This is a genomic window from Bradyrhizobium sp. HKCCYLS1011 (genome assembly GCF_051167795.1).
Taxonomy (GTDB): domain Bacteria; phylum Pseudomonadota; class Alphaproteobacteria; order Rhizobiales; family Xanthobacteraceae; genus Bradyrhizobium.
Map to the genome: position 1 here is coordinate 542,454 of NZ_JBNPTT010000001.1, position 24,626 is coordinate 567,079.

The window sequence follows — 24,626 nt, forward strand, 5'->3', positions numbered from 1 at the left end:
CCATGAGTGCGAACCAATACGCGATCGGTTTGGACAAGACCCCGGCCAATTATGTCGCGCTGACGCCGCTCAGCTTCCTCGCCCGCAGCGCCGCGGTCTATCCCGATCATGTCAGCACGGTCTATGAGGGCAAGAGCTTCACCTGGGCGCAGACCTATATGCGCTGCCGGCAGTTCGCGTCCTATCTCGCCGCACGTGGCATCGGCGAAGGCGCCACGGTCGCAGCCATGCTGCCGAACATCCCGGCGATGAACGAGCTTCATTTCGCGGTGCCGATGGCGGGCGCCGTGCTGAACACACTCAACATCCGGCTCGACGCACCCTCGATCGCGTTTCAGCTCGATCATGGCGGGGCCAAGATCATCCTGGTCGATCCCGAGTTCTCTGGCGTGATCACCGACGCGCTCAAACTGATGACCGGGCCGAAGCCCTTCGTGATCGACGTCGATGACCCCGCCTTCAAGGGCGGCAGCCGGATTGGCGAAATCGAATATGAGGCCGCGCTCGCGCTCGGCGATCCCGCCTTCGAGCCGCGCCGCCCGAATGACGAGTGGGACGCCATTGCGCTCAGCTACACGTCGGGCACCACCGGTAATCCCAAGGGCGTCGTCACCCATCACCGCGGCGCCTATCTGAACGCGGTCAGCAACATCCTGGCCGGAAATCTCGGCCAGCATCCGGTCTATCTCTGGACCCTGCCGATGTTCCACTGCAATGGCTGGTGCTTTCCCTGGACGATCGCGGCTGCCGCCGGCATCAATGTCTGCCTGCGCAAGGTCGAGCCGACCAAGATCTTCGAGCTGATCCGCGAGCATGGCGTCACCCATATGTGCGGCGCGCCCATCGTCTACAATGTCCTGATCAACGCGCCCGACGCGCCGAAGGGCAAGCGCGAGAAGCCGGTGGTCGGGCTGATTGCCGGCGCGGCGCCGCCGGTGGCCGTGCTCGAAGGCGCAGAAAACATCGGCATCAAGCTGACGCATGTCTACGGGCTGACCGAGGTCTATGGCCCAGCCTCGGTCTGCGCCGAGCAGCCGGGCTGGGACGATCTGCCGGCGGCCGAGCGCGCGCGGATGAAGCGCCGTCAGGGCGTGCCCTACCCGCTGGAGGAAGCGGTCACCGTGCTCGACCCCGAAACCATGCGCGAGGTGCCGCGCGACGGCGAGACCATCGGCGAGGTCATGTTCCGTGGCAACATTGTGATGAAAGGCTATCTGAAGAACGAGAAGGCAACCACGGAAGCTTTCGCCGGCGGCTGGTTTCACACCGGCGATCTCGGCGTGCTCGACGCGCACGGCTACGTCATCATCAAGGATCGCTCCAAGGACATCATCATCTCCGGCGGCGAGAACGTGTCCTCCGTCGAGGTCGAGGACATCCTCTACAAGCATCCGGCCGTGCTGTTCGCGGCCGTGGTCGCCAAGCCCGATCCGAAATGGGGCGAAGTGCCTTGCGCCTTCATCGAACTGAAGGAAGGCGCGGAGGCGACCGAAGCCGAGATCATCGCCTATTGCCGCGAGCGGATGTCCGGCTTCAAGACGCCGAAGGTCGTGGTGTTCGGCCCGATCCCGAAAACGTCGACCGGCAAGATCCAGAAGTATCTGCTGCGCAACGAGGTGCAGTCGGCCAAGGCGATCTCGGCGTGAGGCCGCGGCTTAACGCGGGGCGCTCCGGCGAAGCCGAGGAACGACGAAATTAAAGACGAGCGGCGCCAGCGCGAGATCGAGATGTCGAGCGGGCTGGTGAAGGTCGTACCAAGCCAGCTCCTCGATCTCGCCAGACGTCTTGGGTTCGTCCAGCAGCGAAACGCGATAAACTCGCGCTGCGATCCGATGGCCGGGTTCGTTGGCAGCATCGGCTTCAAACGTGCCAAGATGCTCGGCTGCGCCGAGCGGAGCAGTGCCCAATTCCTCCTGGATTTCCCGGACCAGGCATTCACGGTCGCTTTCGCCGGGCTCGAGCTTTCCACCCGGAAGCATGAACGCCGCCGTGCCCTGCTTCCGAACTAGCAGCAGGCGGCCCTGCGCCACGACAGCAGCAGCGGCGACGTTGAAAGTCTTGGATGGTCGCGACATCGGCTCGATCAATATCCCCGCGCCCACCAGTAGCAGAAGCGCTCGACATTGGCCGGCAAGCTCGCCTCATAGTTCGCCCATTTCTCGTATTTGGGCAGCTTGACCTCCTTCATCGCGGTGTCGAAGCACTTGCCTGCATCCGCGGCCTTCTTCACCTCCGTCGACAGATCCTCCATGTAGGCGATATCGTCCTCCACATCCTTCTTGGTGCCGTAGCGTCCGCCGGCATAGGGATGGCCCGGAATCATGCGCTCCCAGTCGAGCGCGGCGAGCTTCTTGAGCGAGGCGATATATTCCAGCGGTGAGGCGTTGTCGGGAATATTGCGAAACTGAACCGTTTCGATCGGGGCGAAATCGACCACAAAGACGATCTTCTCCTTAGGCAGCCGCATCACCAGCGAATTGTCGGAATGGTTGCGACCGACATAGATGAGTTCGAGCGTGGTATCGCCGAGCTTGATCGTCTTCTTGTCGTCAACGAGCTGGTCGGGCATTACCACGTCGGCGAGCAGCGCGTTCTGCTTCTTCAACTCGAGCAGACGCTCCTTGACCCGCCGGTGCGCCACAAACGTCGCGCCGAGGTCCTTGAAGGGCTGGCCGCCGGCGATGTGATCGTAATGGTGATGACTGTAGATGACGTATTTGATCGGCTTGTCGGTGACGGCCTTGATGGCGTCGATATAGGGCTTGGCGGGGCGCAGATATGAAATCGGATCGGTGGCGATGACGCCTTGCGACGTCACCACAAACATCGACTGGTGGCCGCCATAGCGGAAGACATACACGTTGTCGGTGCCATCGACCTTCTTGGTCGAGGTTTGCGGTGCGTTCTGCGCCGCGGCAGCTCCCATGCCGAGCAGAAGGATCACGACCGAGACGGCGGCATTCAGCGCTTTCATGGTGACCTCCGGCGCAAGCGCGTTGCACCGCCCCAGCCTCGATCAAAACGCTCTGCCCCTCAACCGAATTATTTCAACTATCAGGCTGGAATAAATGACGCAAAGGCGGGGTGCCGCAACGCTACGCCTCCCTGCTCTTTTCCGGATAATATTGCGGCGCCTCGCGGCGGTCGTACATGCCGTAGTCCCTGATGACCTCGACGATACGCACATACTCTGTCGCCGGATCGGCCAGCAATCTCGGGCTCAGCGCCAACCCTACTTCATAGTCCGGCAACGCGATCAGATGGGCATAGCGGCCCTCGCGATAGACGCTGGCGAAGCTCGCGAGCGGCATATCCAAGGCGGTGCCGAGCTTCGCCTGCGACGTTTCGGTCGCGAGCACATAGGTCGGCGGCCGCCGCTTCGGATCATTATAGGACGTGCGCCGCTCCGGCTGCCAGGCCGGCTTTCCGGACCGCGCTTCATGGATCACCTGCGCGACCCGCAGCCGGTAGTCGGAAAACACCTTGTCGCGCCCGAGCGTCTGGACCTGATGATGATGCGCATGCGCGCGCCAGGCGGTCAGCGCGCCCTCGTCCTGCCAGATCTGGTAAGACAGGATCAGATTGTCACGCGACAAACTCTTGAAGCGGTCGAGGAACAGGCAGCCACCGAGCTCCTCAAGCTCTGGCTTCAGCGCCGCCGCCAGGTTCAGATATTGCTCGATGCGGTCGGGCTTGACCTCGACCTCGAAGAACAAGGACATCATGGCTGCATCTCCATGTTCCAACCGCGCCCCTTGCCCACCTGCAATTCTTACCCGACCGTCAGCTGCATCCCGTCATAGGCAGGGATCACGCCCTCCGGCAGGCTCTGGCGCAGCACCTCATAGTCGAGATCGGCATGCATATTGGTGATGACGGCTCGTTTCGGCTGGAAGCGTTCGATCCAGGCCAGCGCGTCGTTGACCGAGAAATGGCTGGAATGCGGAGCATAGCGCAGGCCGTCGACGATCCAGAGATCGAGATTTTCCAGCGCACCCCAGCTCTCTTCCGGAATGTCGTTGAGGTCCGGCGTGTAGGCGGCGTTGCCGATGCGGTAGCCGAGCGCCGGGATGTTGCCGTGCTGAACCAGGAAGGCCGACAGCTTCAGCTCGCCGCCCTTGCCTTCCACGGCCTGAGTTCCGCCGGCCTCGATCGCGTGCTGGGTCAGGATCGGCGGGTAATCGCTGCCGGCCGGCGAGATGAAGCAATAGGAGAACCGGTGCATGATGTCCTTGGCCGTCGACTGGCTCAGATACACCGGAATGCGCCGGCGCTGATGCATGACGACCGAGCGCAGATCATCGATGCCGTGGGTCTGGTCGGCATGCTCGTGGGTTAGGAACACCGCGTCGATATGATCGACATCGGCGTCGATCAGCTGCTCGCGCAGATCCGGCGAGGTATCGATCACCACGCGCGTGGTGCCGTGGACGGACGTTCGCTCCACCATCAACGAGCAGCGGCGGCGGCGGTTCTTTGGATTGTTCGGATCGCAGGCGCCCCACCCCAGCGCCGGGCGCGGCACGCCGGCGGAAGAGCCGCAGCCAAGGATGGTGAGCGTCAGCATCATCAGGCACCTGTCGGGCGCGGCACTTTGGAGAACAGCTTGAAGAAGGTCTCGGTGGTCTGTCGCGAGAGGTCCTCCAGCGACACGCCGCGGGTCTCAGCCAGCACCCTGGCGGTCTCCACGACATAAGCCGGCTCGTTGCGTTTGCCGCGGAATTTGCCCGGCGCGAGATACGGCGCGTCGGTCTCGACCATGATGCGATCGGCCGGCAGCTCGGCGGCCAGCGCACGCAGGGCCTCCGACTTCTTGAAAGTCAGAATGCCCGTGAACGAGATGTGCAGTCCGAGATCGATCGCCTTCATCGCCAGCTCGCGTCCGCCTGTGTAGCAATGCAGCACGGCGTGAAAAGGTCCCTTTGCGATCTCCTCCTCCAGGATGCGGCCGCATTGCTCGTCCGCCTCGCGGGTGTGAATCACGAGCGGGAGCCCGGTTGCGCGCGCCGCGGCGATATGGGCACGGAAGCCGCGCTCCTGCGCCGCGCGCGAGCCGTACTCATAGAAATTGTCGAGCCCCGCCTCCCCGAGCGCCACCACTTTCGGATGGCTGGTCAGCGCGATCAGTTCGTCGGCCGTGATGCCGTCTTCCTCGTCGGCATTGTGTGGGTGGGTCCCGACCGAGCAATAGACGTTGTCGTAGCGCTCGGCGATCGCGAGCAGCTCGGCAAGGCGCCGCACCCGGGTCGAGATCGTCACCATGCGTCCGACCCCGGCCGCGACCGCCCGCGCGATGATGCCATCGAGATCGTCGGCGAAATCCGGGAAATCCAGATGGCAATGGCTGTCGACCAGCATCACTGAGCCGCCGGTTCGATGTAGCGCGGGAACACGGCCTGCGGCGCCGGGACCTGGGTGGCAGGCGCGATCCTGTCCTCGCCGCCGAGCCGCGCGAAGTCGCGCTCATCCTCGGGGATGCCGAGGCTGTCGAGCAGCTTTGCCGATGCGGCCGGCATCACCGGCTGGGTCAGGATCGCGATCTGCCGGATCACTTCCGCTGTGACATAGAGCACGGTGCGCTGCCGCGGCGGATCGGTCTTGGCCAGCGCCCATGGCGCCTCGCCGGCGAAATAACGGTTGGCTTCGGCGACCACCGACCACACCGCGTTGAGCCATTGGTGGATCTGCTGCGTCGCCATCGCCTTGCGCGCGGCGCCGATCATGGCATCAGCCTCCGCCAGGATCGATTTATCGTTGGCGGAGAGCTCGCCGGGCTCGGGCAGCACGCCGCCCAATTGCTTGGCGATCATCGACAGCGAGCGCTGCGCGAGATTGCCGAGATCGTTGGCGAGATCGGCGTTGATGCGCGCGACGATGGCCTCATGATTGTAGTTGCCGTCCTGGCCGAACGGCACCTCGCGCAGGAAGAAATAGCGCATCTGGTCGACGCCATACTGGTCGGCGAGCGTGAAGGGATCGACGACATTGCCGACCGACTTCGACATCTTCTCGCCCCTGTTGAACAGGAAGCCGTGCGCGTAGACGCGCTTCGGCACCGGAACGCCGGCCGACATTAGGAAGGCCGGCCAGTACACCGCGTGGAAGCGGATGATGTCCTTGCCGATGACGTGCACATCGGCCGGCCAGTACTTCCAGTTGGGATCATCCTCGTCGGGAAAGCCGATGCCGGTGATGTAGTTGGTCAGTGCGTCGACCCAGACATACATCACGTGCTCGTGGTCGTCAGGCACCCGCACGCCCCAGTCGAAGGTCGTGCGCGAGATCGAGAGATCCTTCAGCCCGCCTCTGACGAAGCTGACGATCTCGTTGCGGCGGGAGTCCGGGCCGATGAATTCAGGGTTGCTCTCATAGAGCGCGAGCAGCTTGTCCTGATAGGCCGACAGCCGGAAGAAATAGCTCTTCTCCTCGACCCATTCCACCGGCGTGCCCTGCGGACCAAGGCGGACATTGTCGTTGTTGAGGCGCGTCTCGTCCTCGGCGTAGTAGGCCTCGTCGCGCACCGAGTACCAGCCGGAATACACATCGATGTAGATATCGCCATTCTGCTGCATCCGGTTCCAGATCGCCTGGACCGAGCGGTGGTGCGCGGGCTCCGTGGTGCGGATGAAGCGGTCGAACGAGACGTTCAGCCGCTCGTCCATTTCGCGGAAACGGCCGGCATTGCGGGCGGCGAGTTCAGCAGGCGTCAAACCTTCGTTCTGCGCGGTCTGAATCATCTTCAGCCCGTGCTCGTCGGTGCCGGTCAGGAAGAACACCTCCTTGCCGTCGAGCCGCGCAAAGCGCGCGATAGCATCGGTCGCGATTGCCTCATAGGCGTGACCGATATGCGGCTGGCCGTTGGGATAGGCAATCGCAGTGGTGACGTAGAACGTGTTGCTGGCGGCGCGTTCGGTTGCCGCCGGCGCAGCGGCCTCCCGCTGTTGCGCCTCGCGATCAACCGCAGCTTTCGGCTTGCGCGGCGCCTTTGGCTTGGTGGGACGTGGCGCCTTCGGAGCCTCGACCACCGTCCTGATCTCAGCTGGTGTGGCAGCAGCCGGCTTTTTCGCAACGGGGGCCTTTGCGACCTTGCCCGCCTTTGCCGGAGCATTGCTCACATGCTTGACGGCTTTTTTCACGGTCTTCTTGGGCGCCTTTTTTGCGCCCGTCTTGTTTGCCGCCTTATTGGCTAGCTTGGCCTTCGGTGCCTTCGCTTTCGGCGCTTTCGCTTTCGAACTCTTCGACTTGCTCACCTTGGACTTGGCAGCCTTGGACTTCTCAGCCTTGGATTTGGCAGCTTTGGATTTGGCGCGCGGTTCGGCCTTGGCCTTCTTCGAGCCCTTCTTGACAGTTTTCTTGCTGGCCTTCGCCACGGCAAATTCCCCTCAAACGACGTCGGACGGATGATCTCGGGATGGGCGCCCGGACACTAGCGCGGCTACCGCGTGGCTTCAGCGAGCATCCCGAACACCGAGAAAACCAGCGGTTTTCGCTCCAGATTATAGGATTCGGTGTCGCGCGCGGCGCGAACGATCTTTTCCCATACCTCGGCGAGCCGTGCAAGGCGGGGCAGATTGGCGTTAGGATCGGGTCCACGCAGCCGCGCGGCCACCCAACGCTCGATCGTATCGATGAAGCTCGCAAGCGCGACGCGGTCGCTGGTGCCGAGCGCGTCACCCAGGGCATGCAGCTCGTTCGGATCGAGGTGCGGCAGGGTCGCAAGCAGCGCCGCGGTGCGGGTCTGCAGCTGCAACGCATCACCACCCAGTAAAGCCAGCGCGCGGGACACGCTGCCTTCGGATGCGGCCGCGGCCTCGATCAGCGCGGGATCGGCCGGGTCGGTCGCTGTGGCCTCAGCGACAGCGCGGATCACATCTTGAGTCGCGAGCGGACGTAGGCTCAGCCTCCGGCAGCGCGACTTGATGGTGGCAAGCACCCGCGCCGGGGCGTGGCTGACCAGGAGAAACAGCGAGCGCTGCGGCGGCTCCTCGAGGATCTTCAAGAGCGCATTGGCGGCATTGGGATTGAGCTCGTCGACGGTGTCGACGATGCAGACCCGCCAACCCTCGGCGGCAGCGGTCGAGCCGAAGAAGCTGATCGTCTCGCGTGTCTCGTCGACGGTGATGACGGTACGCAGCACGCCCTTGTCGTTGGCGGAGCGCTCGAGTGTCAGCAGCCCACCATGAGCGCCGGCAGCGATGCGGCGCGCGGTCTGGTCATTCGGATCGACGAACAGCGTATCGGCTCCGCGCACTGCGGGCGCGCCCGAATCGCCATGCGCGAGCACGAAGCGCGCCATCCGATAGGCCAGCGTCGCCTTGCCGATGCCAGGAGGACCTCCGATCAGCCATGCGTGAGCGATGCGGCCGCTGCGATAGGCCGCAAGCAAGGCCGCCTCGGCCTCGCGATGCCCGACCAGAATCGACGTCTCGCGCGGATGGCGGACCGCGATTTCGGTTTCGGTCTTGCGCGCGCTCATGGTGGTCCCACGGTGACGGGCGTGAACAGATGCATGCGAACCGTATCCCAGACGGCATCCGCGACCCGGTCCGGCTCGACAGTGGCGTCGATCAACACGCAGCGCTTGGGATCATCGGCTGCGATCTTGCGATAGGCCTCGCGCAGGCCCTGGTGGAATTTGACGTCTTCGCTCTCGAACCGGTCGGGTGCGTCACTGCCGCGCCGAACGGCGGCCCGTTGCATCCCGATCTCGACGGGTACATCGAGGATGATGGTCAGGTCCGGCTTGAGATCGCCGATCGTCACCCGCTGCATGGCATTGAGGACGTCGGGGGCGACCTTGCCGAGACTGCCCTGATAGGCACGGGTCGAATCAAAGAATCGATCGCAGAGCACCCAGCTGCCCTGGTTCAGCGCCGGCAGGATCACGTTGCGGACATGATCGTCGCGAGCGGCGGCAAACAGCAGTGTCTCGGCGTCGGCGCCGAGCAGCTTGCCAATCCCTGACAGGACCAGATGCCGCATGATCTCGGCACCCGCGGAGCCGCCGGGCTCGCGGGTTGAGACATTGCGCACGCCAGCGGCCTCAAGACGTTTGGCCAACATCTTGATCTGGGTGGATTTTCCGGCGCCTTCGCCGCCTTCGAAAGTGACGAATTTGCCGCGGCCGGGGCCGCGTTGCACTTGAGCATCGCCCATTGCTAGAGCTTCTCGACGCCAGCGCGGAACAAACCGATCACGAGCTCGCCGACGCCATCGATTGCGCGCCGCATGGTCGATCCCTTCTCGATCGGCTCGGCGGCATAGATCGGGCTTTCCACCGCGATATTGGGTCCCCGCCATACCCTGACAACCCCGACGCGCTGCCCTTGCTCGATCGGCGCCCGAACCGGACCGCTATAGACGATCCGGGCGATCAGCTTGTCGCTGCCGTTCTTCTGCACCATGACCTTGATCGGCTCCGGGCTCGACAGTTTGACGGAGCGGCTTTCGCCGCCGAACACCCGGGCGTAGCCGATCGGCTGGTTGGCTGCAAAGAGGGTGCGGGTTTCGAAATTGCGAAACCCCCATTCCAACATCTTCTTGGCTTCGGTGGCGCGGTCCTCGGGATCCTCGAGCCCATTGACGACAACGATCAGCCTCGTGCCGTTCTGCACCGCAGAGCCGACCATGCCGTAGCCGCCCTCCTTGGTGTAGCCGGTCTTCAGTCCGTCTGCGCCCTCCATCGCGTTCAAGAGCGGATTGCGGTTCTGCTGGCGAATCTTGTTCCAGGTGAACTCCTTCTCGCCGAACAGCTTGTAGAACTCCGGATAGTCCAGGATGATGTGGCGCGCGAGCATCCCAAGCTCGCGCACGGTCATCTTGTTGCCGGGGTCGGGCAGCCCGTTGGCATTGGCGAAGGTGGATTTGGCGAGGCCAAGCTCGCGGGCGCGCTTGGTCATGAAATCGGCGGCGAAGATCTTCTCGTTGCCGGCCATGCCCTCGGCCAGCGCGATGCAGGCATCATTGCCGCTCTGGATGATGGCGCCGTGCAGGAGATCGTCGACCGAGACCTTGCTGTTCAAGGCCGCGAACATTGTCGAGGTGCCCGAGGGGGCCCCACCCCTGCGCCAGGCGTTCTCGCTGATCCGGTACTCATCCGTCAGCTTGACAGTGCTGTCCTTCACGGCGTGGAACACCACTTCCGCCGTCATCAGCTTCATCATGCTCGAGGGGGCGCGGAGCTCGTCGGCATTCTTCTCGAACAGGACGCTGCCGCTGGTGGCTTCGATCAGGATCGCGGTCGGGGCGTCGCCTTCGAAGCCGCCCTCCTCCTTGCGCGCGCCTTGCACGCTTTGGTTGGCGGCCTGGAGCACACCGCTCCAACCGATGATGAGGGCAGCCGCGACCGCGGCGAGTGCACGCCAGGGGCGCCCGGAAAACGGAACGGACGGACGGAATGGTAACATTTTCAGTGCCATCGGCGGGGCCCCGGAGCAAATGGCGTTCTAACAGCTGGCCACAGCGCGAACAACATCGCCAGCCCTGCCGCCTTCGGCGCTCCCCAACCATCGGGCGCTCAGAGCAGAAAGGGCCCGAGCGGATATGGCTGCATCGATCCCGCGCTGCGTGAACCTTTTGCGGAATGCTGCGACACACTATCGCTGGGGATATTTCAGGGCCCAGTATTCGTCGCAGCGTTGCCTTGAGAACATATTCCTCACGGCAACGCTGTTGCTTTTTGGGAATTCAACCTTAAATATGCGTGATCAGTCGGCGCCTTTGGCCCTGAATCCCCGGTACGCCGACTGAGGAAACCCCGCGTCCAGCCCCGCGGGGTTTTCTTTTGCCGGCTTGGAGCCCGGCCTGACGGTCGCTTAATAGAGTCCGCGACCGCTGAGAATGTCGCGCGCCTCCTGCGCGCCGTCGTCCGGCGCGTAGGCGGAGGCCCGGCTCGTGCCGGTCACATAGCCGCCGTCCTGATCATAGCTCACGGCACGTGGATTCTCGAGCACGCGTCCGCGTGAGCGGCTCGATGCCGACAGCTCCGAACTGCCCCCGGACGAGGCGGCATCCGCCGCCGAGTTGCCCAGCGTGTAAGGCCGCTCCTCGGGCATCGGAATTTCGCCGCGGACCGAACGTCCGGCGCCGCCGATCTCCGGCACGAACGGCCGCGCCGAGGCGACCCGTACCAGGGAGGGCGCAGGCGCCGGGATTCCGGTGCGCAAGGTCGCCATCAGCTGCACGTCGTCGGAGCCTTCGAGCGGCGCGCGGCCGACATATTCGACCCGCACCTTGGCCACGCCGTGGTTCTTGAACTCGAGAAGCTCGGCGGCCTTGTTGGAGACGTCGATCAGGCGGTTGTCGTGATACGGGCCGCGATCATTGACCCGAACGATCAGCGACTTGCCGTTGGCCAGATTGGTGACGCGGGCATAGCACGGCATCGGCAATGTCGGGTGAGCCGCGGTCAGCGAGGCCATGTCGAACACCTCGCCATTGGCGGTGAGCCGGCCGTGGAAATCGTCTCCATACCAGGAGGCCAGCCCTTCGGCTCGGTAGTTCACGTCCTCTTCCGGCACGTAGACACGACCGCCCACCGTATATGGCTTGCCGACCCGGTAGACCCCGCCCCCCTTGGGCACAGGTTCTCCGAACGCAACCACGCGCGGGCTCGATGACACGCCGTATTTCGGATCGACGCGGCTGGCGAATTTGTTCGACGAGGCGCAATTTGCAACCGTCAGGCACGCGAGAACCGCGACAGCGCCGCGCACCGCTCTCTCGCCCGGATATGTCCGACGAAACCCCATTGACCCCGAATACCGTCCCGCCGGCGACCGCTGCTGGCAGCGAACCGGACTACTTCCCCGAGTCGCGTCCCACCGCGACCCAATGCACAAGGATAACGCAACCCGAACACGGCGGAAATGGGGTGGGCTTGGGCTTGGTTAACCAAGCCTTGCGCCCTATGCGTCCGCCTGGATGGACCGCTCGCGTCTCCCGCGAGGCCATCCTGTGTTTCCACTGCTTCCTTTATGCCACATCTGTTGCGGTGAATCCTCAGTCGGTCCTCATCTCATTTTGCGGGACTAAATCCTTTTGACTGTGCGGGGCCCCCCGTCGTTTGGTTCTCGCGGGGCTCAGAAGGACCTCTTGCGATGATCGAAGCAATCACAGCTGTCATGGGTTTGGTCGGCGCCGGGATTTTCCTGGCTCATGCGTTCGAAGGCGTGCGCTCCCGAGCCTGACGTCCGGCGCCTATGCGCCGCAACGTCCATCCCTTGGGCATGCCGCCGGGCGACAGGCCTGGGATGAGCTGAAGCTTAATTTCACGACCCGGCTTTTCCGAAAGTTTTAACCGGTTCGGACAAGCATCAAGCGCAGGAGGTGATCCATGCGCCATCAAGACAAGGTTTCGGGCGGCTTCCTCGCCCTGACGGCCGTCAGCCTCGCGGTTCTGTGCTCCAGCCTGATCGCGTTTGCGTTGACTTGAAGCGTTGATTCGAAACGGGTCGCGGCCGCGCCGACGCGGACGCCGACATGATGATCGAACAGGCGTGCCGAACACACAGATCGGCCCCCGTTGCACAGATAGATGAGGTCGACAGTCGGATGATCTCGGTAGCCCTTTTGTCCTGGGGGTGACCGGGTTACCCTCCCAGACGAGTTGCGGTTGGATGCAATCGGTCCGGGGGCTCGAATGGCTGCGAAGGTCGTTTCAGGAATCTGTTTGTTGCCGATCTGGTACGGCCTTGGAGGACTTGCTCCGGCCTACGCTCAGGACTTGGCCATCGCACCCTGCACGCGACATACTCCTCCAGGAGCCGCTTGTGCCTGCAATCCCGCAGTGATGCGAGGACGACAGCATATGGGTGCGCCAGGCTGGCATCTCGACGAGCGACAGCACGTGATCAAAGATGGCTGGCACGCGACTTATTACAAGGGCACACACAACGCCGTCTGTTCTCGAGATCAGTGACATCGGCCTCGCCCGAACGAAGCCACGTCGCGATCTCACCAGCTCAATCAGCTGCCCAAACAGCCATGTGACGACTGTGCGGTCTGTAATCTCCAGCCGCTCCGCTTGCCATTCATATTAGTGCAACAGCGGCAATCCCCCCTTTGAGGCTGCCCTCGCCCGTATCGGCGCGATAGTTTCGACGCTCTCTCCCTGAACTCCCCACCCCACAGCCATCGCCGGATCAGAACTCATCGCGACGGCGCGAGCCGGAGGGCCACGGCGTCGCATCGGAATTCCGATCAGCTCATTCGTCGTAATGAACTGAAACGAACTGATACCATTCTCTCACGCTGTGGCCTCATTCAACGCATTCTATCGCACACAGCGACGAGCAGCAGAACGCACGGTCCTATTAGTTGAAATCAAATAAACTCAATGGTTCTGACGTTTTACCGTGGTTCCATTCGGAACAAACTCGCCGGCCGCCGCGAACGTCGCAGGCGTGCCGCAAAGTTGATCGGCCGGCAATCAAGCGCGCTTGGCGTCGATCGGGACAAGCCGTACGCTGATCTCTTACTCATGGGATCACGCTCATGAGCTTACGCAAGACTTTTCGGCTGGTTCTGATCAAGCCGTCGCATTACGACGATGACGGCTACGTCATCCGGTGGTGGCGCGGCGGCCTGCCTTCGAATTCGTTGGCATGTCTCTATGGCATTGCGATGGATTGCCGCGAGCGCCAGGTTCTCGGCGCCGACGTCGACATCAGCATCGAAGCCATCGACGAGACCAATTGGCGGGTGCGAGTCGAGGATCTCGCGCGCACGATCAAGGCGGCGGAGGCCGGCATGGTGATGCTGGTCGGCGTGCAGTCCAACCAGTTTCCGAGGTCACTCGATCTCGCCAGGCAGTTTCGCCGCCGCGGTGTCGCCGTCGCCGTCGGCGGCTTCCATGTGTCCGGCACGCTCGCGATGCTGCCGGAGCGCGATCGAAGCCTTCAGGAGATGCTCGACCTCGGCGTTTCCGTGTTCGCTGGCGAAGCCGAAGGGCGGCTGGACGAGGTTTTGCGCGATGCGGCGGCCGGTCGGCAGCAACCCATCTACAACTTCCTTGATGATCTCCCGCATCTGGAAGACCGGCCGCTGCCGATCATTCCCCATCAGCAGATCGCGCGGGTGATCGGTCACACCACGAGCTTCGATGCCGGCCGCGGCTGTCCCTTCCAGTGCTCGTTCTGCACCATCATCAATGTGCAGGGTCGCAAATCGCGCCGCCGCTCCGCCGACGACATCGAGGCATTGATCCGCGCCAATGTCGCGCAGGGCATCTCGGCCTTCTTCATCACCGACGACAATTTTGCCCGCAACCGCGACTGGGAAGCCCTGCTCGACCGGATCATCGACCTTCGCGAAAGGGAAGGTTGGGATTTGCGCTTCACGATCCAGGTCGACACGCTGTGTCACAAGCTGCCGGGTTTCATCGAGAAATGCGCGCGCGCCGGCGTCAGGCGCTGCTTCATCGGCCTTGAGAATATCAACCCAGACAGTCTTGCCGGCGCCAAGAAGCGGCAGAACAAGATCACCGATTATCGCGAGATGATGCTGGCGTGGAAGCAGGCCAGGATCATCACCGTCGGCGGCTATATCTTGGGCTTTCCAAACGACACACCGGCGTCGATCGTCCGTGATATCAGGATCATCCAGCACGAACTGCCGATCGACATGCTGGAATTCTTCTTTCTGACCCCGCTGCCCGGTTCGGAAGATCACAAGACGCTGCATGCGAAGGGTGTTTCGATGGATCCGGACCTCAACAAATACGATCTGGATCACGTCACGGTCGCGCACCCCGCAATGACCAAGGCGGAATGGGAGCGCGCCTATGAGCTCGCCTGGGAGACCTATTACAGCTGGGAGCACATCGAGACGCTGATGCGGCGCGCCGCGGCGACCGGCAACAACATCAGCCGGATCGTCAACTACGCTCTCTATTTCAAGGGCTATCATCCGATCGAGCATGTGCATCCGCTCGAGGGCGGTGTGTTGCGGCTGAAGAGCCGGCACGAGCGCCGCCCGCCTCTGCCGGTCGAACCGGCCTGGTTGTTCTATCCGCGCTATGTTGCCGAGACGGCGGTCAAGGCGGTCCGCTGGGCCACGCTCGCCATCCGGCTTCAGCGGCTGGCGCGCAAGGTCAAGGCGGATCCGCAGCGGCTCGCTTACGTCGACCAGGCGCTGGCGCCGCTTGGGAACGAGACCGAAAAGCTGGAACTGTTCAAGACCAGATCGAGCGAGGCCTTTCTCGCGCAGCGGCGACATGTCGAGGCGGCGCAGAAGCCGAAAGAGCGCGCGCCGTCGCCTTGATCGCATCCGCGCGTGATCAGCGAAGCTTGCGACCAACGCTGGCGGACGAGGAGTCCTGTCAACTCCCTTGAAATCTCAGGATTATTACCAATCTAAGGTAGCAGAGCCATGGTTTCGGCTACGGCTCTCCGATCGAGGCCGTCGCTTCGACAAGTTCCGAATCGTGATTCTTGAGTGCCCTTTGTTCAGCGAAGCGGGGCACAGATGAGATTGCTCCGAGAATGGCGACATCCGCTCGCTTGGTTCAACAGAGCGTCGTGCCAGGGCGCCAGCGCTGAGGAATGGCAGCCCGTCGTCAGGCTTGGCACGTTCGCCCGGCTTCAAATGCGCAAGCGCGGGCCGGATGGCCGATGGACCTATCGAGAGCCGACCGAGGCCGAAGTCCAGGAGTATCTTAAGAATGAGGCCTGGTGAGCGCGGCGCTTCTCGCTCCAATTGTTTCGGTGCTTGTCAATATAGGCCTGTGCGCACTGCTCGAAGATCTAGGCCTTCTCTACGATCTCGGGCTGCCTTCTTCTCTTCAAACGAAATAGTGGCGGAAGGGGTGGGATTCGAACCCACGGTACCCTTGCGGGCACGCCGGTTTTCAAGACCGGTGCCTTAAACCACTCGGCCACCCTTCCAGCACATCGGCATCAGCCTGCTTCGGCATCGCCCTGCCCAGCCGTCAATTTGAAGCATCAAGCTGAGGCATTGTCGCCCCTTGGCGGCGTGTGACAGCTCAGAACGGGCGCCAAGGCGACCCGCCTCTTTAGGGTGATCCGGGGCGAATCGTCAACAAGGCTGATGGCGCGCGTCGATTGTCCGGATTGGACCCCGCAGAGAAGCCGCGGAACAGAGCGAATGCCGCGCGCAGGCCTGGTTGCGATCATCGCGACGGCCGGGCCTGCTGGGTGGCGGTATAGCAGGCCTGCGACGATGAGGCGTTCTGGGCGTTGCAGGTCTCGGGCGCGGTCGGCGCAGCGGCCGCGGCATTCGACGGGGCCGATGCTTCCGGCGGCGGCTTGGTCATCACGCTCGTGCCCGGCGCGACGTTGCCGCGGGACTGCTGAATGTAGACCTCCGAGCCGGCAACCCCGTCAGTCGCGCCCAGCGAGCCAAGGGCGAACGCAGCGAGCAGGGCCAGCGTTGTCGGTCTGGCGCGACTTTCGATCATCGGATCATGCCCGTTCGGCTTCCCGGTTCTGCTGAGGCGCCGCCAATTGAACTGATGCTGGACACAGATCACGGTTCCGCGCGTTTTCCAAGATGGCACCGGCAAATTAGGCAGGCGCATGAGAGCCGCTCCGTGTGCGCAGGGCCACCCTGCCCACCCGCGTTCCGTAGCCCTAGCTCTTCGGGACGTCCGGCTTGATCGCCGCCGCCTCCTGCTGCTTCTCGAGCTCGCGCATGAAGGCCTCGCCGGCCGCGCGATCCTTGAACTCCCAGAGGTGGTTCTTCACGCCTTCGAAGATCAAGGCATAGACCGCGAGCTGAACACCCTCGCGCACACCAAGCGTCGCTGGCGAGTTCTTGGTGAAGCCGAGCTCGGCCTGCAGCAGCTGATCGATCGCGGCGAACTGGAATGCTGCGCTGTGGACCTGGACCGAATAGATCGTCTTGGTGGTGGTTACGCTCGCCAGCACGCGCCCGGTCTGAACGCTGACGGCGCGCAGCGCCACCGTGATGATGTCTTGGCGATACTGGGTGTCGGCACCGATGCCGAGATAGTTGGCGCCGATGCCGCCGGTGGTCTCGTCGCTGTCGTAGCCGATGATGCCGCCTTCCAGCAGGATGCCGGCAAAGCGCAACGGCGGCAGGCTCGGCGCCTTGTCGCCTTCCGCGGCCGTGCGGGTGTTCTGGATGATCTGCCGCTCCTGCAGCAGCGGTTGCAGATCGTTGCGTTCAACGACGTTGAACCAGTCGCCGTGACCGGCCTTGGTCAACACATCGATCAGCACGGCACTAGCACCTTGCGTCAAAGCGCGAGAGAATTCCGCGAAATTGTCGTTCGGCTTGTTCTGCCCGGTCAGGTCGGGAAAGTTGTAGACGGAGACGTCGAGCTTGCGGCGCGGCGGCGGCAGGTGGTCGAGCACAATTCCGGTCTTGGTATCCGGCACCAGTTTCGCGGGCTTCGCGAACGGGTCCTTGGCCGAGCCGGTCATGCATCCGGCCAAGCTGAGAGAGAGCATCGCAATGGCCGCGATGCTTCGAAAATGTCTGTTCATGACGTGAGATCCGGCGCCGGCTCGGCGATGTCAGCGTGTCAGGGAACGAGGGAGCGCACCGCGCTTGTGGGCGCTGGCGATGAGCCGGACGGTGTAGGGTTGACGATGATGGCAGGGCCGTTGAGATTGCTCAACGCGTTGTTCAGACCCGACAGATCGGGACCCTGCGAGCCAGACTTGACGCCCTCGCCTTGCGCCTGTGCCTGCGACAGCAGGAACGAGCCGTTCAGCGGGCTGCCGCCGAAGGTCGGGTTCACCGGGTGATAGACGATCTCAGAGGCGACCGCGGCTGCTCCCGCCGCGGCGTAGGCGGATGCAATCGCGAACAAGGCCAGGCCGAACTTACGCATGTTACAGATCTCGATTTGGAAGTTGAGAGGTCATCGCTTGATCAACAGACTTCCGTTCGGAAGTCTGGCAATCAGCATGTTGATCGGGGCGGACCCGGGCGGCTGGAGCACCGCGATGTTCAGGCCCTGCGTGTTGATCAGGTTCAGGTTGGAATAGTCGCGACCGCCCTGAAGCACGGAGACATCGTTGTCGGTGCCGCCGATGGTGCCGACGTGGGAATAATTGTTGCCGCCGGTCTGTAGTTGCAGCACGTGGTTGTAGCTGCCGATCTGTAAGGTCTGTGCGATGTTGTTGCTGCGCGAGGATTGCGTCGCTTCCGGCGTCGGCACATAGGCCGTCTGCCGGGGCGCGTAGTTGGCGACCGGCATGAGTTGGGCAGGCTGGGATGCGGACGTCGAAACCGTGACACCCGCTTTGCCATTCACTTGCGCGATATAGGCGGACTCTGCGTGCGCTGAAGCGCTGACCGCCATGGCGAGGCCGGTGGCACCGATCGCGGCGATTTGTTTCATGGCGCGGTGCACGTCTGTCTCCCATGGTCCGAATCCAACATGAGCTCGGCGCGATAATGACCAGCGGCCGAGCCATCCAGCACGATCGTCGTGAGCACCTGCTCCTGCCCGGCTTGCAGCACGAAGCTGCCGCTCTGCGTGTTGCTGGAGCGTCCAGTGTCGCTCTGCTTGTCGACCAGGAAACGATAGTGACCGTTGGCGGTGATGACGGATCGGGCAATCGCCTCGATCTTCACGTAGCCGGACTGCGGAGCCGTCCGTATTGCGCATTCGATTGCCGTGGCTGCAGTCGGCTGCATCGGCCTGTTACTCACCTGTCACTCGCTCAAATTTGCCGTACATACGGCAATTTTGCGGGGACCGTATCGGTCGTTCTTTGCTGTTTTGCGACAATCTGTAAAATCGCGGTCGGCTTGGATCAACCCGGGCGCGGCCGTGATCCCCCTGCAACATAGTAAGCTGATCGCGTACACTGCAGGCTCGTGCTTCTTGCGCATCGTCATTCGACCAGTGATTGCTACTCGCATGCCTACTATCTCGGACCTTGTCGCGAACGGAGCGATCGTTCGGATCGAGGTCGAACTCGGCCCGCACGAACAGCCGCTGCGCCTGCTCTATGGGACGCCGCAATTCGTCGCCTGGTTGCAGGAGATCCTTGCAGGCGCATCGCCGCCATCACGGCTGCTCGGCCATCTGGCGCCCGCGCAGCAGATCGATGATCTGTTCTATTCGTTCTTGAGCGGCGCGCCGCTGGTCTTTAACAGACAGTTTCGCGCTGTTCGCGCCGAGGACAATGCGGTGTGGGAGCTGAAGACGCCCGATATCCGCATCTTCGGCTGGTTCATGACGAAAGACTGCTTTGTTGCGGTGTTCGGAAATTGGGCTGACATCATCAAGGATCATGATCTCTATCGCGGCTACCGGATCGCGATCCGGCGGCTGCGCCGCGAGCTTGGGATTGGTGAGACGTTGTGTGTGAAGGGGGATGCGCCGGATGACGTTCTTTCGGTTTGATATCGACGCGCGCGCACGCAAGGCCGGCCGGCTGATGGGACGGGTGCGTCGCGAGTTGCTCAAGGCGATCATGGAGGAAAGGCGTGCAGGCCTGACGCAGCAGCAATTGGCGCAGCGCCTGCAGACGCGCCGCGCGCTCGTCAATCAAAAGCTGTCCGGTGAAGCGGAGATCACCTTGCGCGAGCTTGCCGATCTCGCCTGGGCGCTCGATCGCGAGATCTGCGTCGAATTGCGCCGGCCGGACCAGATGGCCGGCGACAACATCGCCCCGCGCACGTCGACGATCAGCTATCAGCCGGCGCGGATCATCGCCCCGAAGCGATCCGCTGATTAGTCAGATCAGAGCGTACAGGCGGCGGGGAATGCCCGCCGCCTGCAAGCGCGGTTACTTCTGAACAACCGTCGCTGTGTTGTGGATGCCGTATTGGGCCGTGAACGACGTGTTGGTCACGTTGGCGCCGGTGGCCTGCACCAGCTGGATCGCGTTGCCCTGGCCGACCTGCATCGAGACCTGGTTGTTGTTGCCGGCGGTGGCCTGCTGGCCGACGCTTTGCGCGGCATTGACCACGTTGGAGCCGCCGACCTGGGAGATCAGCGAGTTGTTGTTGCCGAGCGCGAGCGGAACGGCGACCGACTGGCTGACGGTCGCGAGGTTCTTCGATCCGCGCTGCGAGGTCAGTGCGTTGTTGCTGGCATTGCCCGTACCGAAGGTCTGTGTGCTCTGCTCGATGCTCGCAGCGTTCTTGGTGCCACGCTGGAACAGCGCCTGGGTGTTGGCGCCATTGGCCTGCTCCACCTCTGCGACGTTCTTGACACCGCTTTGGCCGATGATCGAGGCGTTGGTGAAATTCGCGCGCTGCTCCTCCGGTGTATCGCCGAAGCTGCCGGCGGCGCCGCCGCCCTGCTTGGTCGATGCCAGGTTATCATTGCCGAACTGAACCGTGGCAGCGGTGTTCCGCACGCCTTCGCCCTTGCGGCCGACCGAGGTCTGTTCCGTTGCGACCTCGTTGCGGTTGCCCACTTGCAACGACATCGACGCATTGCTGTGGCCCGGCTGGAATTCACCGTCCGCGTTACCGTCTGCGCTCTTCTGCGAAACTGCGGCCTGGTTCTGCTTGCCGAACTGCTTGGTCTCGGCGTTGTTGGCGCCACCGACCGGACTCGCTGACGGCGAGGTCACGCTCGAATTCGACTGGATGACCTCCGACACGTTCATGTCGCCGACCTGCAACGTGCCCTGATTGTTCTTGCCGCCCTCCTGCTTGGCGAGCGCGGTGTTCTGGCGGCCATATTGAGCGCTGAACGAGTTGTTCCGGAAGCGCACATCCGTTGCGTCCGCGTTGGGCGCGGTGTTGGTCTGGAGCGTGGAGGCGAAGTTGTCCTTCCCAACTTGGACATTGCCTGAGTTGTTCTGGCCGCGGGCGAGTTTGTTCACCTGGCTGGTGAGCACCCTGTTGTCCTGGCCCGTTTGAGACGCGGCCTGGTTGTTGTTGCCGTTCTTCTGGTTGATCGTCGCCTCGTTATAGGTCCCGACCTGCTCGATGAAGGATTCGTTGCTGCGCGCGCCTGCGGCATTCGCGGCCGAAACGCTGGCGAGGATGAGTGCCAAGGCAGTCATCATTCTCATGAAATGGTCCTTGCGTTGTCCAAAGCGGGGCCGGCGGGGATCGCCGCCCTCGGCGCGCGTTAAAACATTGTTAACCTGACGGCCGAATGACAGACGTTCAGGCATCTGGCCAAATCGGACGCGGCGGCCCGCGGCCTTTCGCCTCGACGCGTTCGGATCGAATGATGAAATCGTCGATGTCGGTCGCAGGCGGCTGCGCTCAGCAGGCCTGGCCTTCGATCCGCAACGATCCGAGCCGCACTTCCTGCTCGGCGTCGACGAACGCACGGATGCGCAGCAACCCGCCCGATCGCAGTTCAAGCGGCGTGAAGATGAGGCTGGTGGCGGCCACGATATAGAGCGGCGCGCTCGTCTCGGGCCTGAGGTTGGCGACCAGTCCGGTCTGTTCGCTGCGCCGCGGCGTCTCGATCGGCTCTTCGGCAAACGGTTGCTCATCGCCCGGCAGATAGCAGCGCACCACGATCGAACTGAACGGCTGCGAGACCGGCGAGAAGATGTGCGTATGAACGCACAGTTTCGGCAGCACCAGCGGAAACTGGCCCGAGATGAAGATCACGCCGTTGTAGCAGCCGATGAAGCTGAGCTTGCCGCCGGGCTCGTTGCGAATATCGTCACAAAAAATCGAGTACCCGTACCGGTCCATTGCCAGAGGCCGCTGACGCGGCTGCCCCCTACTCCATGCGCCCAAGCCTGTCTTCTCTCACGAGTGTGACGGCAGCATTACAAATCCGGCCTCTGCCGAGCGATCCACATCGTCACGGCCGCACGGTCGATTGCTAATGGGCCTCGACCCAAACGTCGCTCTGGCGGACTCGTTCGAGCAGTGCCGCCGGATCGAATTTTCGCAGACCGGCCGGAAGATCGAACAGATCGACGGCCTGCACCTCTTCGCGTAGCGCTTCCACGGTGTAGGTCATGCCATCGGCAAGCGTGATCTGCAGCGGAAAGCGAAGCTGTGGATCGACCCAACCGATGAACTGCTGCTGATCACCGGCGCGCACGCGATAGGCCAGTGCACGGCGATCTCCGAGGCGCTCCTCGCCTTCGTCCGCGCACTGCCAGTCGCCGCCAATCCCGGCATTCGCCAACTGCGCCATGGCCTGCCATGCGCGGCATGGATCCTTGGGATCGACAGGGACGAACAGTCGCGTCAACCGGCTCGATCCCCGCGCATCCATATAAAGGCGGGCGGCGGGACGAATGAAATAGGCCGTCGGAACGGCAACATCCGTGAGAAAATAACCATCGGGCAGCGCCGGCGTCTCCAGACGCGTCCTCTCGCCGCGCACGCGCAGCCGGCCGGCCGGAACGGCCACACCGCCCTGCCCGCGTCCGATGATGTCGGCGGAAAACGAACGCGCATCCTGTGCCCGTGCAGGCTCCTGCCCGACCACCAGGGCCAGCAACGCCGCCCAGATCGTCAGCAGCCTCGATGCTCTTGCCATCTGACACGTCATCCCGCTGCTCGCTTCATACGACTGCTGCCGTCCATCGGCACGCAACGGCGCCGATCAAGCCGAAGCCTGATCGGCGCCGTATCAGTTGATACGGAAACGCGCGTTCACGCGCCTCAAGCGCAGCTCACTCGGTGTAGGGTTGGCTCACCGGGTGATCGAAGTCGAACGCATCGAACAGATCCGACAGCGCCGGGCTGTTGGTCGGCACATACGGATTGTTCTTCGCGATGGTTGGATTTGGCAGGTTGTCACGGCTGCGATTGGTCAGCGGCTTCAGCCGCCAGTTGCGCTCGATGAATTTGAGCAGCGACACGTGGTCACCGTAGTTGTGATAGACCTTACCGCCGGTCGTGTAGGGAGACAGGATCAGGATCGGAATACGCGGTCCGTCGCCGAAGAAATCGATCGACTGGGTGTAGCCGGAGTCCCAATAACCGCCGGCCTCGTCCCAGGTCACGAACACTGCGGTCTCCGCCTTGAGCTTCGGATTGGCGTCCAGCGCTCCGAGGATGTTCAACACATAGGCCTCGAACAGGTCGACTTTCGAGCTCTGCGGATGACCGTCGAGCAGACCGTCCGGCTTACCGAACGACACCGCGGGAAGCGCGTTGTTGTTGATCGCGGTAATCAGGTCGGCGGTGTCCTTGACATGCGCCGAGCGCACCGCCGGATTGGCCATGATCGAGGTCGCATATTGGAACGGATTGCAGATCTGGCAATACGCCACCCCGAGCGCATGAGCCGGATCTGCGAGCGCCGCGGCAGTGAGGTTCGGGCTGGTCGGGTTGGCCGTAACGGCCGCGTTTGCGAGCGCAACGGCATCATTATAGGCGCCGCCGTAATAGGCCCACGAGATGTTCTTCTCGATCAGCGCGTCACCGATCGTCCGAACCGGCGATGGCGGCAGGTTGCTGCCACCCGAAAGCGCGCCATTCGGCAGATAGCCCGGGTTGACGTTGTTGAGCATGTAGTAGTGGTTCGGCTTGCAGTTCGGTTCGGCGGCGTAGGGCAGGTTTTCCAGATAGCTGACGATCGGCTTGACGCCAGGCTGGTTGATGTCCGCGCAGTTGCTGAAATTGCCGTCGACGGTGTAGGTGTTGACGGTCCCCGCTTTCGGGTTCGGGTTGGCGACCGTGGGTGGCGTGGTCGGATTGCCATTGCCGTCGCTCCAAAACGCCGCATCGCCGGTGCCGAGCATGAAGTGGTTGGCGCCGGTGCCGCCGTGGAACGACTGATGGAAATTGTCGCCCAAGGTGAAACGGTCGGCGAGCATCTTCAGGATCGGGGCCTGCTCCTGCTGGGCGTTGTAGAAGCCCATCGCGTTGCCCTGGCTCTTGTTCGTCGCCGAATAGGTGGCCATGACGAACGGGAACAGGTCGTTCAGACAGCCCGAATTATTGGCCTTGGTCACGCTCGCGACGCTGCAATCTTCCTGCTGCCAATCCTGGTAGAAGCGGTGCGTCGTGTCACCGGTGTAGTCGTCGTCGCTCAGGTGCGGACCCTGAAGCGGGAATGGTCCGGCGAGCAAGCCCGCGCCGGGAACGCGGCTATCGAGCACGTTGGTCGGAAGGCCGCTTGCACCGGTGGTCAGGATGTCGAGATCGCTCGGCGCCATGTCCTTCTCGACGCTGGCCTCGGTGATCGTCTTGAAGGGCGGGCTGGTATCGGCCGGAGCTGACGGCGTGCCCGCCGTGTTCGGCTGCGGCATCACGTTGACAGGGTTGTAAGGCGACTTTGAAATCGCAGGCGCGCCGATATAGTACGACGACTGCGCTGCAACCGAATATTGCTGAGCCTTGGCATAGTTGGGACCCGGGGTCCCGTCTTCGTTCACGATGCCCTTCGACAACAGGTTGGAGATCGTCTGGCCCCTGCCCTTCGGCTTGTAGACGCCAAACGTATGGTCAAGCCCGCGGTTCTCGCCGATCAGGATGATCACGTGCTTGATCGGCGATGTCGTCTTGCCCTGGCCCTCGCCGGACTTTTCGATGGCATTGTGGACGTCATCCTGAATCTTTTCGATCAGACTCTGGACGGCATGGCGGTTCGGATGCTCGCGACGATCCCAGTCGCTGACGCCTCCTTCCGCAAAGGCTGCCGTCTGAATCGTAAAGCTTGCAACAAGACATAGCGCGGTCGTGGCGCGCCAGCGCTTTCGAGAGCTAATAATCATTGTGGACCCCAAGGAATTTGCGGT

At 62.9% G+C, this 24,626-nt stretch carries 23 protein-coding genes and 1 tRNA gene; 4 read left to right on the forward strand and 20 right to left on the reverse strand.

Translation table 11 applies throughout. The features are described from left to right. Positions 1–2: 2 nt before the first annotated feature. Complete coding sequence (locus ACQR1W_RS02500; RefSeq protein WP_434849327.1) at positions 3–1,646, forward strand: acyl-CoA synthetase; 1,644 nt, start codon at positions 3–5, stop codon at positions 1,644–1,646. 9 nt (positions 1,647–1,655) lie between these two features. On the opposite strand, the gene ACQR1W_RS02505 is transcribed toward ACQR1W_RS02500, so the two are convergent. The 10 genes from ACQR1W_RS02505 to ACQR1W_RS02550 all read right to left on the reverse strand — a co-directional run bounded on the left by ACQR1W_RS02505 (position 1,656) and on the right by ACQR1W_RS02550 (position 11,750). Further along, positions 1,656–2,075, reverse strand: coding sequence for an NUDIX hydrolase (locus tag ACQR1W_RS02505; protein WP_434849328.1), 420 nt, complete (start codon positions 2,073–2,075; stop codon positions 1,656–1,658). An 8-nt stretch (positions 2,076–2,083) separates the two neighbouring features. After that, positions 2,084–2,974, reverse strand: a complete 891-nt coding sequence (locus ACQR1W_RS02510) for an MBL fold metallo-hydrolase (RefSeq protein WP_434849329.1) — start codon at positions 2,972–2,974, stop codon at positions 2,084–2,086. Between the two features lie 121 nt (positions 2,975–3,095). Next, positions 3,096–3,725, reverse strand: a complete 630-nt coding sequence (locus ACQR1W_RS02515; protein WP_434849330.1) for an antibiotic biosynthesis monooxygenase family protein — start codon at positions 3,723–3,725, stop codon at positions 3,096–3,098. 47 nt (positions 3,726–3,772) lie between these two features. Further along, entirely contained in the window at positions 3,773–4,570 is a 798-nt protein-coding gene (locus ACQR1W_RS02520) for an MBL fold metallo-hydrolase (protein ID WP_434849331.1), read from the reverse strand. Beyond that, positions 4,570–5,358 (reverse strand): TatD family hydrolase, encoded by a 789-nt coding sequence (locus ACQR1W_RS02525; protein ID WP_434849332.1) that lies wholly within the window; start codon positions 5,356–5,358, stop codon positions 4,570–4,572. Before ACQR1W_RS02525 ends, ACQR1W_RS02520 begins: the two co-directional genes overlap by 1 nt. After that, positions 5,358–7,370, reverse strand: coding sequence for a methionine--tRNA ligase (gene metG / locus ACQR1W_RS02530; RefSeq protein ID WP_434849333.1), 2,013 nt, complete (start codon positions 7,368–7,370; stop codon positions 5,358–5,360). The genes ACQR1W_RS02525 and metG overlap by 1 nt, the downstream gene beginning before the upstream one ends. A gap of 65 nt (positions 7,371–7,435) precedes the next feature. Beyond that, positions 7,436–8,476 carry a DNA polymerase III subunit delta' gene (locus ACQR1W_RS02535; protein ID WP_434849334.1) on the reverse strand — a complete coding sequence of 347 codons (1,041 nt, stop codon included), beginning with the start codon at positions 8,474–8,476 and terminating at the stop codon, positions 7,436–7,438. After that, positions 8,473–9,156, reverse strand: coding sequence for a dTMP kinase (gene tmk / locus ACQR1W_RS02540; RefSeq protein WP_434849335.1), 684 nt, complete (start codon positions 9,154–9,156; stop codon positions 8,473–8,475). Before tmk ends, ACQR1W_RS02535 begins: the two co-directional genes overlap by 4 nt. Positions 9,157–9,158: 2 nt before the next feature. After that, on the reverse strand, positions 9,159–10,418 hold the full coding sequence (locus tag ACQR1W_RS02545; protein ID WP_434849336.1) for a D-alanyl-D-alanine carboxypeptidase family protein: 1,260 nt from the start codon (positions 10,416–10,418) through the stop codon (positions 9,159–9,161). A 396-nt stretch (positions 10,419–10,814) separates the two neighbouring features. Continuing rightward, a complete protein-coding gene (locus tag ACQR1W_RS02550; RefSeq protein ID WP_434849337.1) occupies positions 10,815–11,750 on the reverse strand; it encodes a septal ring lytic transglycosylase RlpA family protein in 936 nt (311 codons plus the stop codon). A gap of 1,744 nt (positions 11,751–13,494) precedes the next feature. Here ACQR1W_RS02550 and ACQR1W_RS02555 point away from each other — a divergent pair. Further along, positions 13,495–15,261 (forward strand): B12-binding domain-containing radical SAM protein, encoded by a 1,767-nt coding sequence (locus ACQR1W_RS02555; RefSeq protein WP_434849338.1) that lies wholly within the window; start codon positions 13,495–13,497, stop codon positions 15,259–15,261. A gap of 533 nt (positions 15,262–15,794) precedes the next feature. Here the strand turns inward: ACQR1W_RS02555 and ACQR1W_RS02560 are convergent. The 6 genes from ACQR1W_RS02560 to csgH form a co-directional block, all read right to left on the reverse strand. Beyond that, positions 15,795–15,884 (reverse strand) — tRNA-Ser (locus ACQR1W_RS02560). 245 nt (positions 15,885–16,129) lie between these two features. Beyond that, a complete protein-coding gene (locus tag ACQR1W_RS02565; RefSeq protein WP_434849339.1) occupies positions 16,130–16,417 on the reverse strand; it encodes a hypothetical protein in 288 nt (95 codons plus the stop codon). Between the two features lie 172 nt (positions 16,418–16,589). After that, positions 16,590–17,468 carry a CsgG/HfaB family protein gene (locus ACQR1W_RS02570; protein WP_035981422.1) on the reverse strand — a complete coding sequence of 293 codons (879 nt, stop codon included), beginning with the start codon at positions 17,466–17,468 and terminating at the stop codon, positions 16,590–16,592. Positions 17,469–17,506: 38 nt separating this feature from the next. Continuing rightward, complete coding sequence (locus ACQR1W_RS02575; protein WP_008968991.1) at positions 17,507–17,818, reverse strand: curli assembly protein CsgF; 312 nt, start codon at positions 17,816–17,818, stop codon at positions 17,507–17,509. Positions 17,819–17,848: 30 nt separating this feature from the next. Continuing rightward, entirely contained in the window at positions 17,849–18,331 is a 483-nt protein-coding gene (locus ACQR1W_RS02580; RefSeq protein ID WP_434849340.1) for a hypothetical protein, read from the reverse strand. Further along, positions 18,328–18,630, reverse strand: a complete 303-nt coding sequence (gene csgH / locus ACQR1W_RS02585; protein ID WP_434849341.1) for a curli-like amyloid fiber formation chaperone CsgH — start codon at positions 18,628–18,630, stop codon at positions 18,328–18,330. The genes ACQR1W_RS02580 and csgH overlap by 4 nt, the downstream gene beginning before the upstream one ends. Between csgH and ACQR1W_RS02590 the strand changes: the two genes are divergently transcribed. Both ACQR1W_RS02590 and ACQR1W_RS02595 read left to right on the forward strand, forming a co-directional pair. Next, on the forward strand, positions 18,611–19,345 hold the full coding sequence (locus tag ACQR1W_RS02590) for a hypothetical protein (RefSeq protein WP_434849342.1): 735 nt from the start codon (positions 18,611–18,613) through the stop codon (positions 19,343–19,345). The two genes, csgH and ACQR1W_RS02590, sit on opposite strands and share 20 nt — an antisense overlap. Continuing rightward, on the forward strand, positions 19,326–19,679 hold the full coding sequence (locus tag ACQR1W_RS02595) for a helix-turn-helix domain-containing protein (protein WP_434849343.1): 354 nt from the start codon (positions 19,326–19,328) through the stop codon (positions 19,677–19,679). Before ACQR1W_RS02590 ends, ACQR1W_RS02595 begins: the two co-directional genes overlap by 20 nt. A 51-nt stretch (positions 19,680–19,730) precedes the next feature. Here the strand turns inward: ACQR1W_RS02595 and ACQR1W_RS02600 are convergent, their stop codons facing one another. The 4 genes from ACQR1W_RS02600 to ACQR1W_RS02615 form a co-directional block, all read right to left on the reverse strand. Then, positions 19,731–20,972 carry a hypothetical protein gene (locus tag ACQR1W_RS02600; RefSeq protein ID WP_434849344.1) on the reverse strand — a complete coding sequence of 414 codons (1,242 nt, stop codon included), beginning with the start codon at positions 20,970–20,972 and terminating at the stop codon, positions 19,731–19,733. A 199-nt stretch (positions 20,973–21,171) separates the two neighbouring features. Further along, a complete protein-coding gene (locus ACQR1W_RS02605; RefSeq protein WP_434849345.1) occupies positions 21,172–21,615 on the reverse strand; it encodes a hypothetical protein in 444 nt (147 codons plus the stop codon). Between the two features lie 133 nt (positions 21,616–21,748). After that, positions 21,749–22,417 (reverse strand): hypothetical protein, encoded by a 669-nt coding sequence (locus ACQR1W_RS02610; protein WP_434849346.1) that lies wholly within the window; start codon positions 22,415–22,417, stop codon positions 21,749–21,751. Positions 22,418–22,553: 136 nt separating this feature from the next. Beyond that, positions 22,554–24,602, reverse strand: a complete 2,049-nt coding sequence (locus tag ACQR1W_RS02615) for an alkaline phosphatase family protein (protein WP_434849347.1) — start codon at positions 24,600–24,602, stop codon at positions 22,554–22,556. Positions 24,603–24,626: the final 24 nt, after the last annotated feature.

Bases quoted from the DNA above. Each gene is read 5' to 3' on its own strand.
- ACQR1W_RS02575 (WP_008968991.1), bottom strand. From the start codon at position 17,818: ATGCGTAAGTTCGGCCTGGCCTTGTTCGCGATTGCATCCGCCTACGCC.
- ACQR1W_RS02615 (WP_434849347.1), bottom strand. From the start codon at position 24,602: ATGATTATTAGCTCTCGAAAGCGCTGGCGCGCCACGACCGCGCTATGT.
- ACQR1W_RS02520 (WP_434849331.1), bottom strand. From the start codon at position 4,570: ATGATGCTGACGCTCACCATCCTTGGCTGCGGCTCTTCCGCCGGCGTG.
- ACQR1W_RS02565 (WP_434849339.1), bottom strand. From the start codon at position 16,417: ATGATCGAAAGTCGCGCCAGACCGACAACGCTGGCCCTGCTCGCTGCG.
- ACQR1W_RS02525 (WP_434849332.1), bottom strand. From the start codon at position 5,358: ATGCTGGTCGACAGCCATTGCCATCTGGATTTCCCGGATTTCGCCGAC.
- csgH (WP_434849341.1), bottom strand. From the start codon at position 18,630: ATGCAGCCGACTGCAGCCACGGCAATCGAATGCGCAATACGGACGGCT.
- ACQR1W_RS02600 (WP_434849344.1), bottom strand. From the start codon at position 20,972: ATGAGAATGATGACTGCCTTGGCACTCATCCTCGCCAGCGTTTCGGCC.
- ACQR1W_RS02545 (WP_434849336.1), bottom strand. From the start codon at position 10,418: ATGGCACTGAAAATGTTACCATTCCGTCCGTCCGTTCCGTTTTCCGGG.
- ACQR1W_RS02505 (WP_434849328.1), bottom strand. From the start codon at position 2,075: ATGTCGCGACCATCCAAGACTTTCAACGTCGCCGCTGCTGCTGTCGTG.
- ACQR1W_RS02535 (WP_434849334.1), bottom strand. From the start codon at position 8,476: ATGAGCGCGCGCAAGACCGAAACCGAAATCGCGGTCCGCCATCCGCGC.
- ACQR1W_RS02610 (WP_434849346.1), bottom strand. From the start codon at position 22,417: ATGGCAAGAGCATCGAGGCTGCTGACGATCTGGGCGGCGTTGCTGGCC.
- ACQR1W_RS02550 (WP_434849337.1), bottom strand. From the start codon at position 11,750: ATGGGGTTTCGTCGGACATATCCGGGCGAGAGAGCGGTGCGCGGCGCT.
- ACQR1W_RS02570 (WP_035981422.1), bottom strand. From the start codon at position 17,468: ATGAACAGACATTTTCGAAGCATCGCGGCCATTGCGATGCTCTCTCTC.
- ACQR1W_RS02510 (WP_434849329.1), bottom strand. From the start codon at position 2,974: ATGAAAGCGCTGAATGCCGCCGTCTCGGTCGTGATCCTTCTGCTCGGC.
- ACQR1W_RS02580 (WP_434849340.1), bottom strand. From the start codon at position 18,331: ATGAAACAAATCGCCGCGATCGGTGCCACCGGCCTCGCCATGGCGGTC.
- ACQR1W_RS02500 (WP_434849327.1), top strand. From the start codon at position 3: ATGAGTGCGAACCAATACGCGATCGGTTTGGACAAGACCCCGGCCAAT.
- ACQR1W_RS02605 (WP_434849345.1), bottom strand. From the start codon at position 21,615: ATGGACCGGTACGGGTACTCGATTTTTTGTGACGATATTCGCAACGAG.
- tmk (WP_434849335.1), bottom strand. From the start codon at position 9,156: ATGGGCGATGCTCAAGTGCAACGCGGCCCCGGCCGCGGCAAATTCGTC.
- ACQR1W_RS02595 (WP_434849343.1), top strand. From the start codon at position 19,326: ATGACGTTCTTTCGGTTTGATATCGACGCGCGCGCACGCAAGGCCGGC.
- ACQR1W_RS02515 (WP_434849330.1), bottom strand. From the start codon at position 3,725: ATGATGTCCTTGTTCTTCGAGGTCGAGGTCAAGCCCGACCGCATCGAG.
- ACQR1W_RS02555 (WP_434849338.1), top strand. From the start codon at position 13,495: ATGAGCTTACGCAAGACTTTTCGGCTGGTTCTGATCAAGCCGTCGCAT.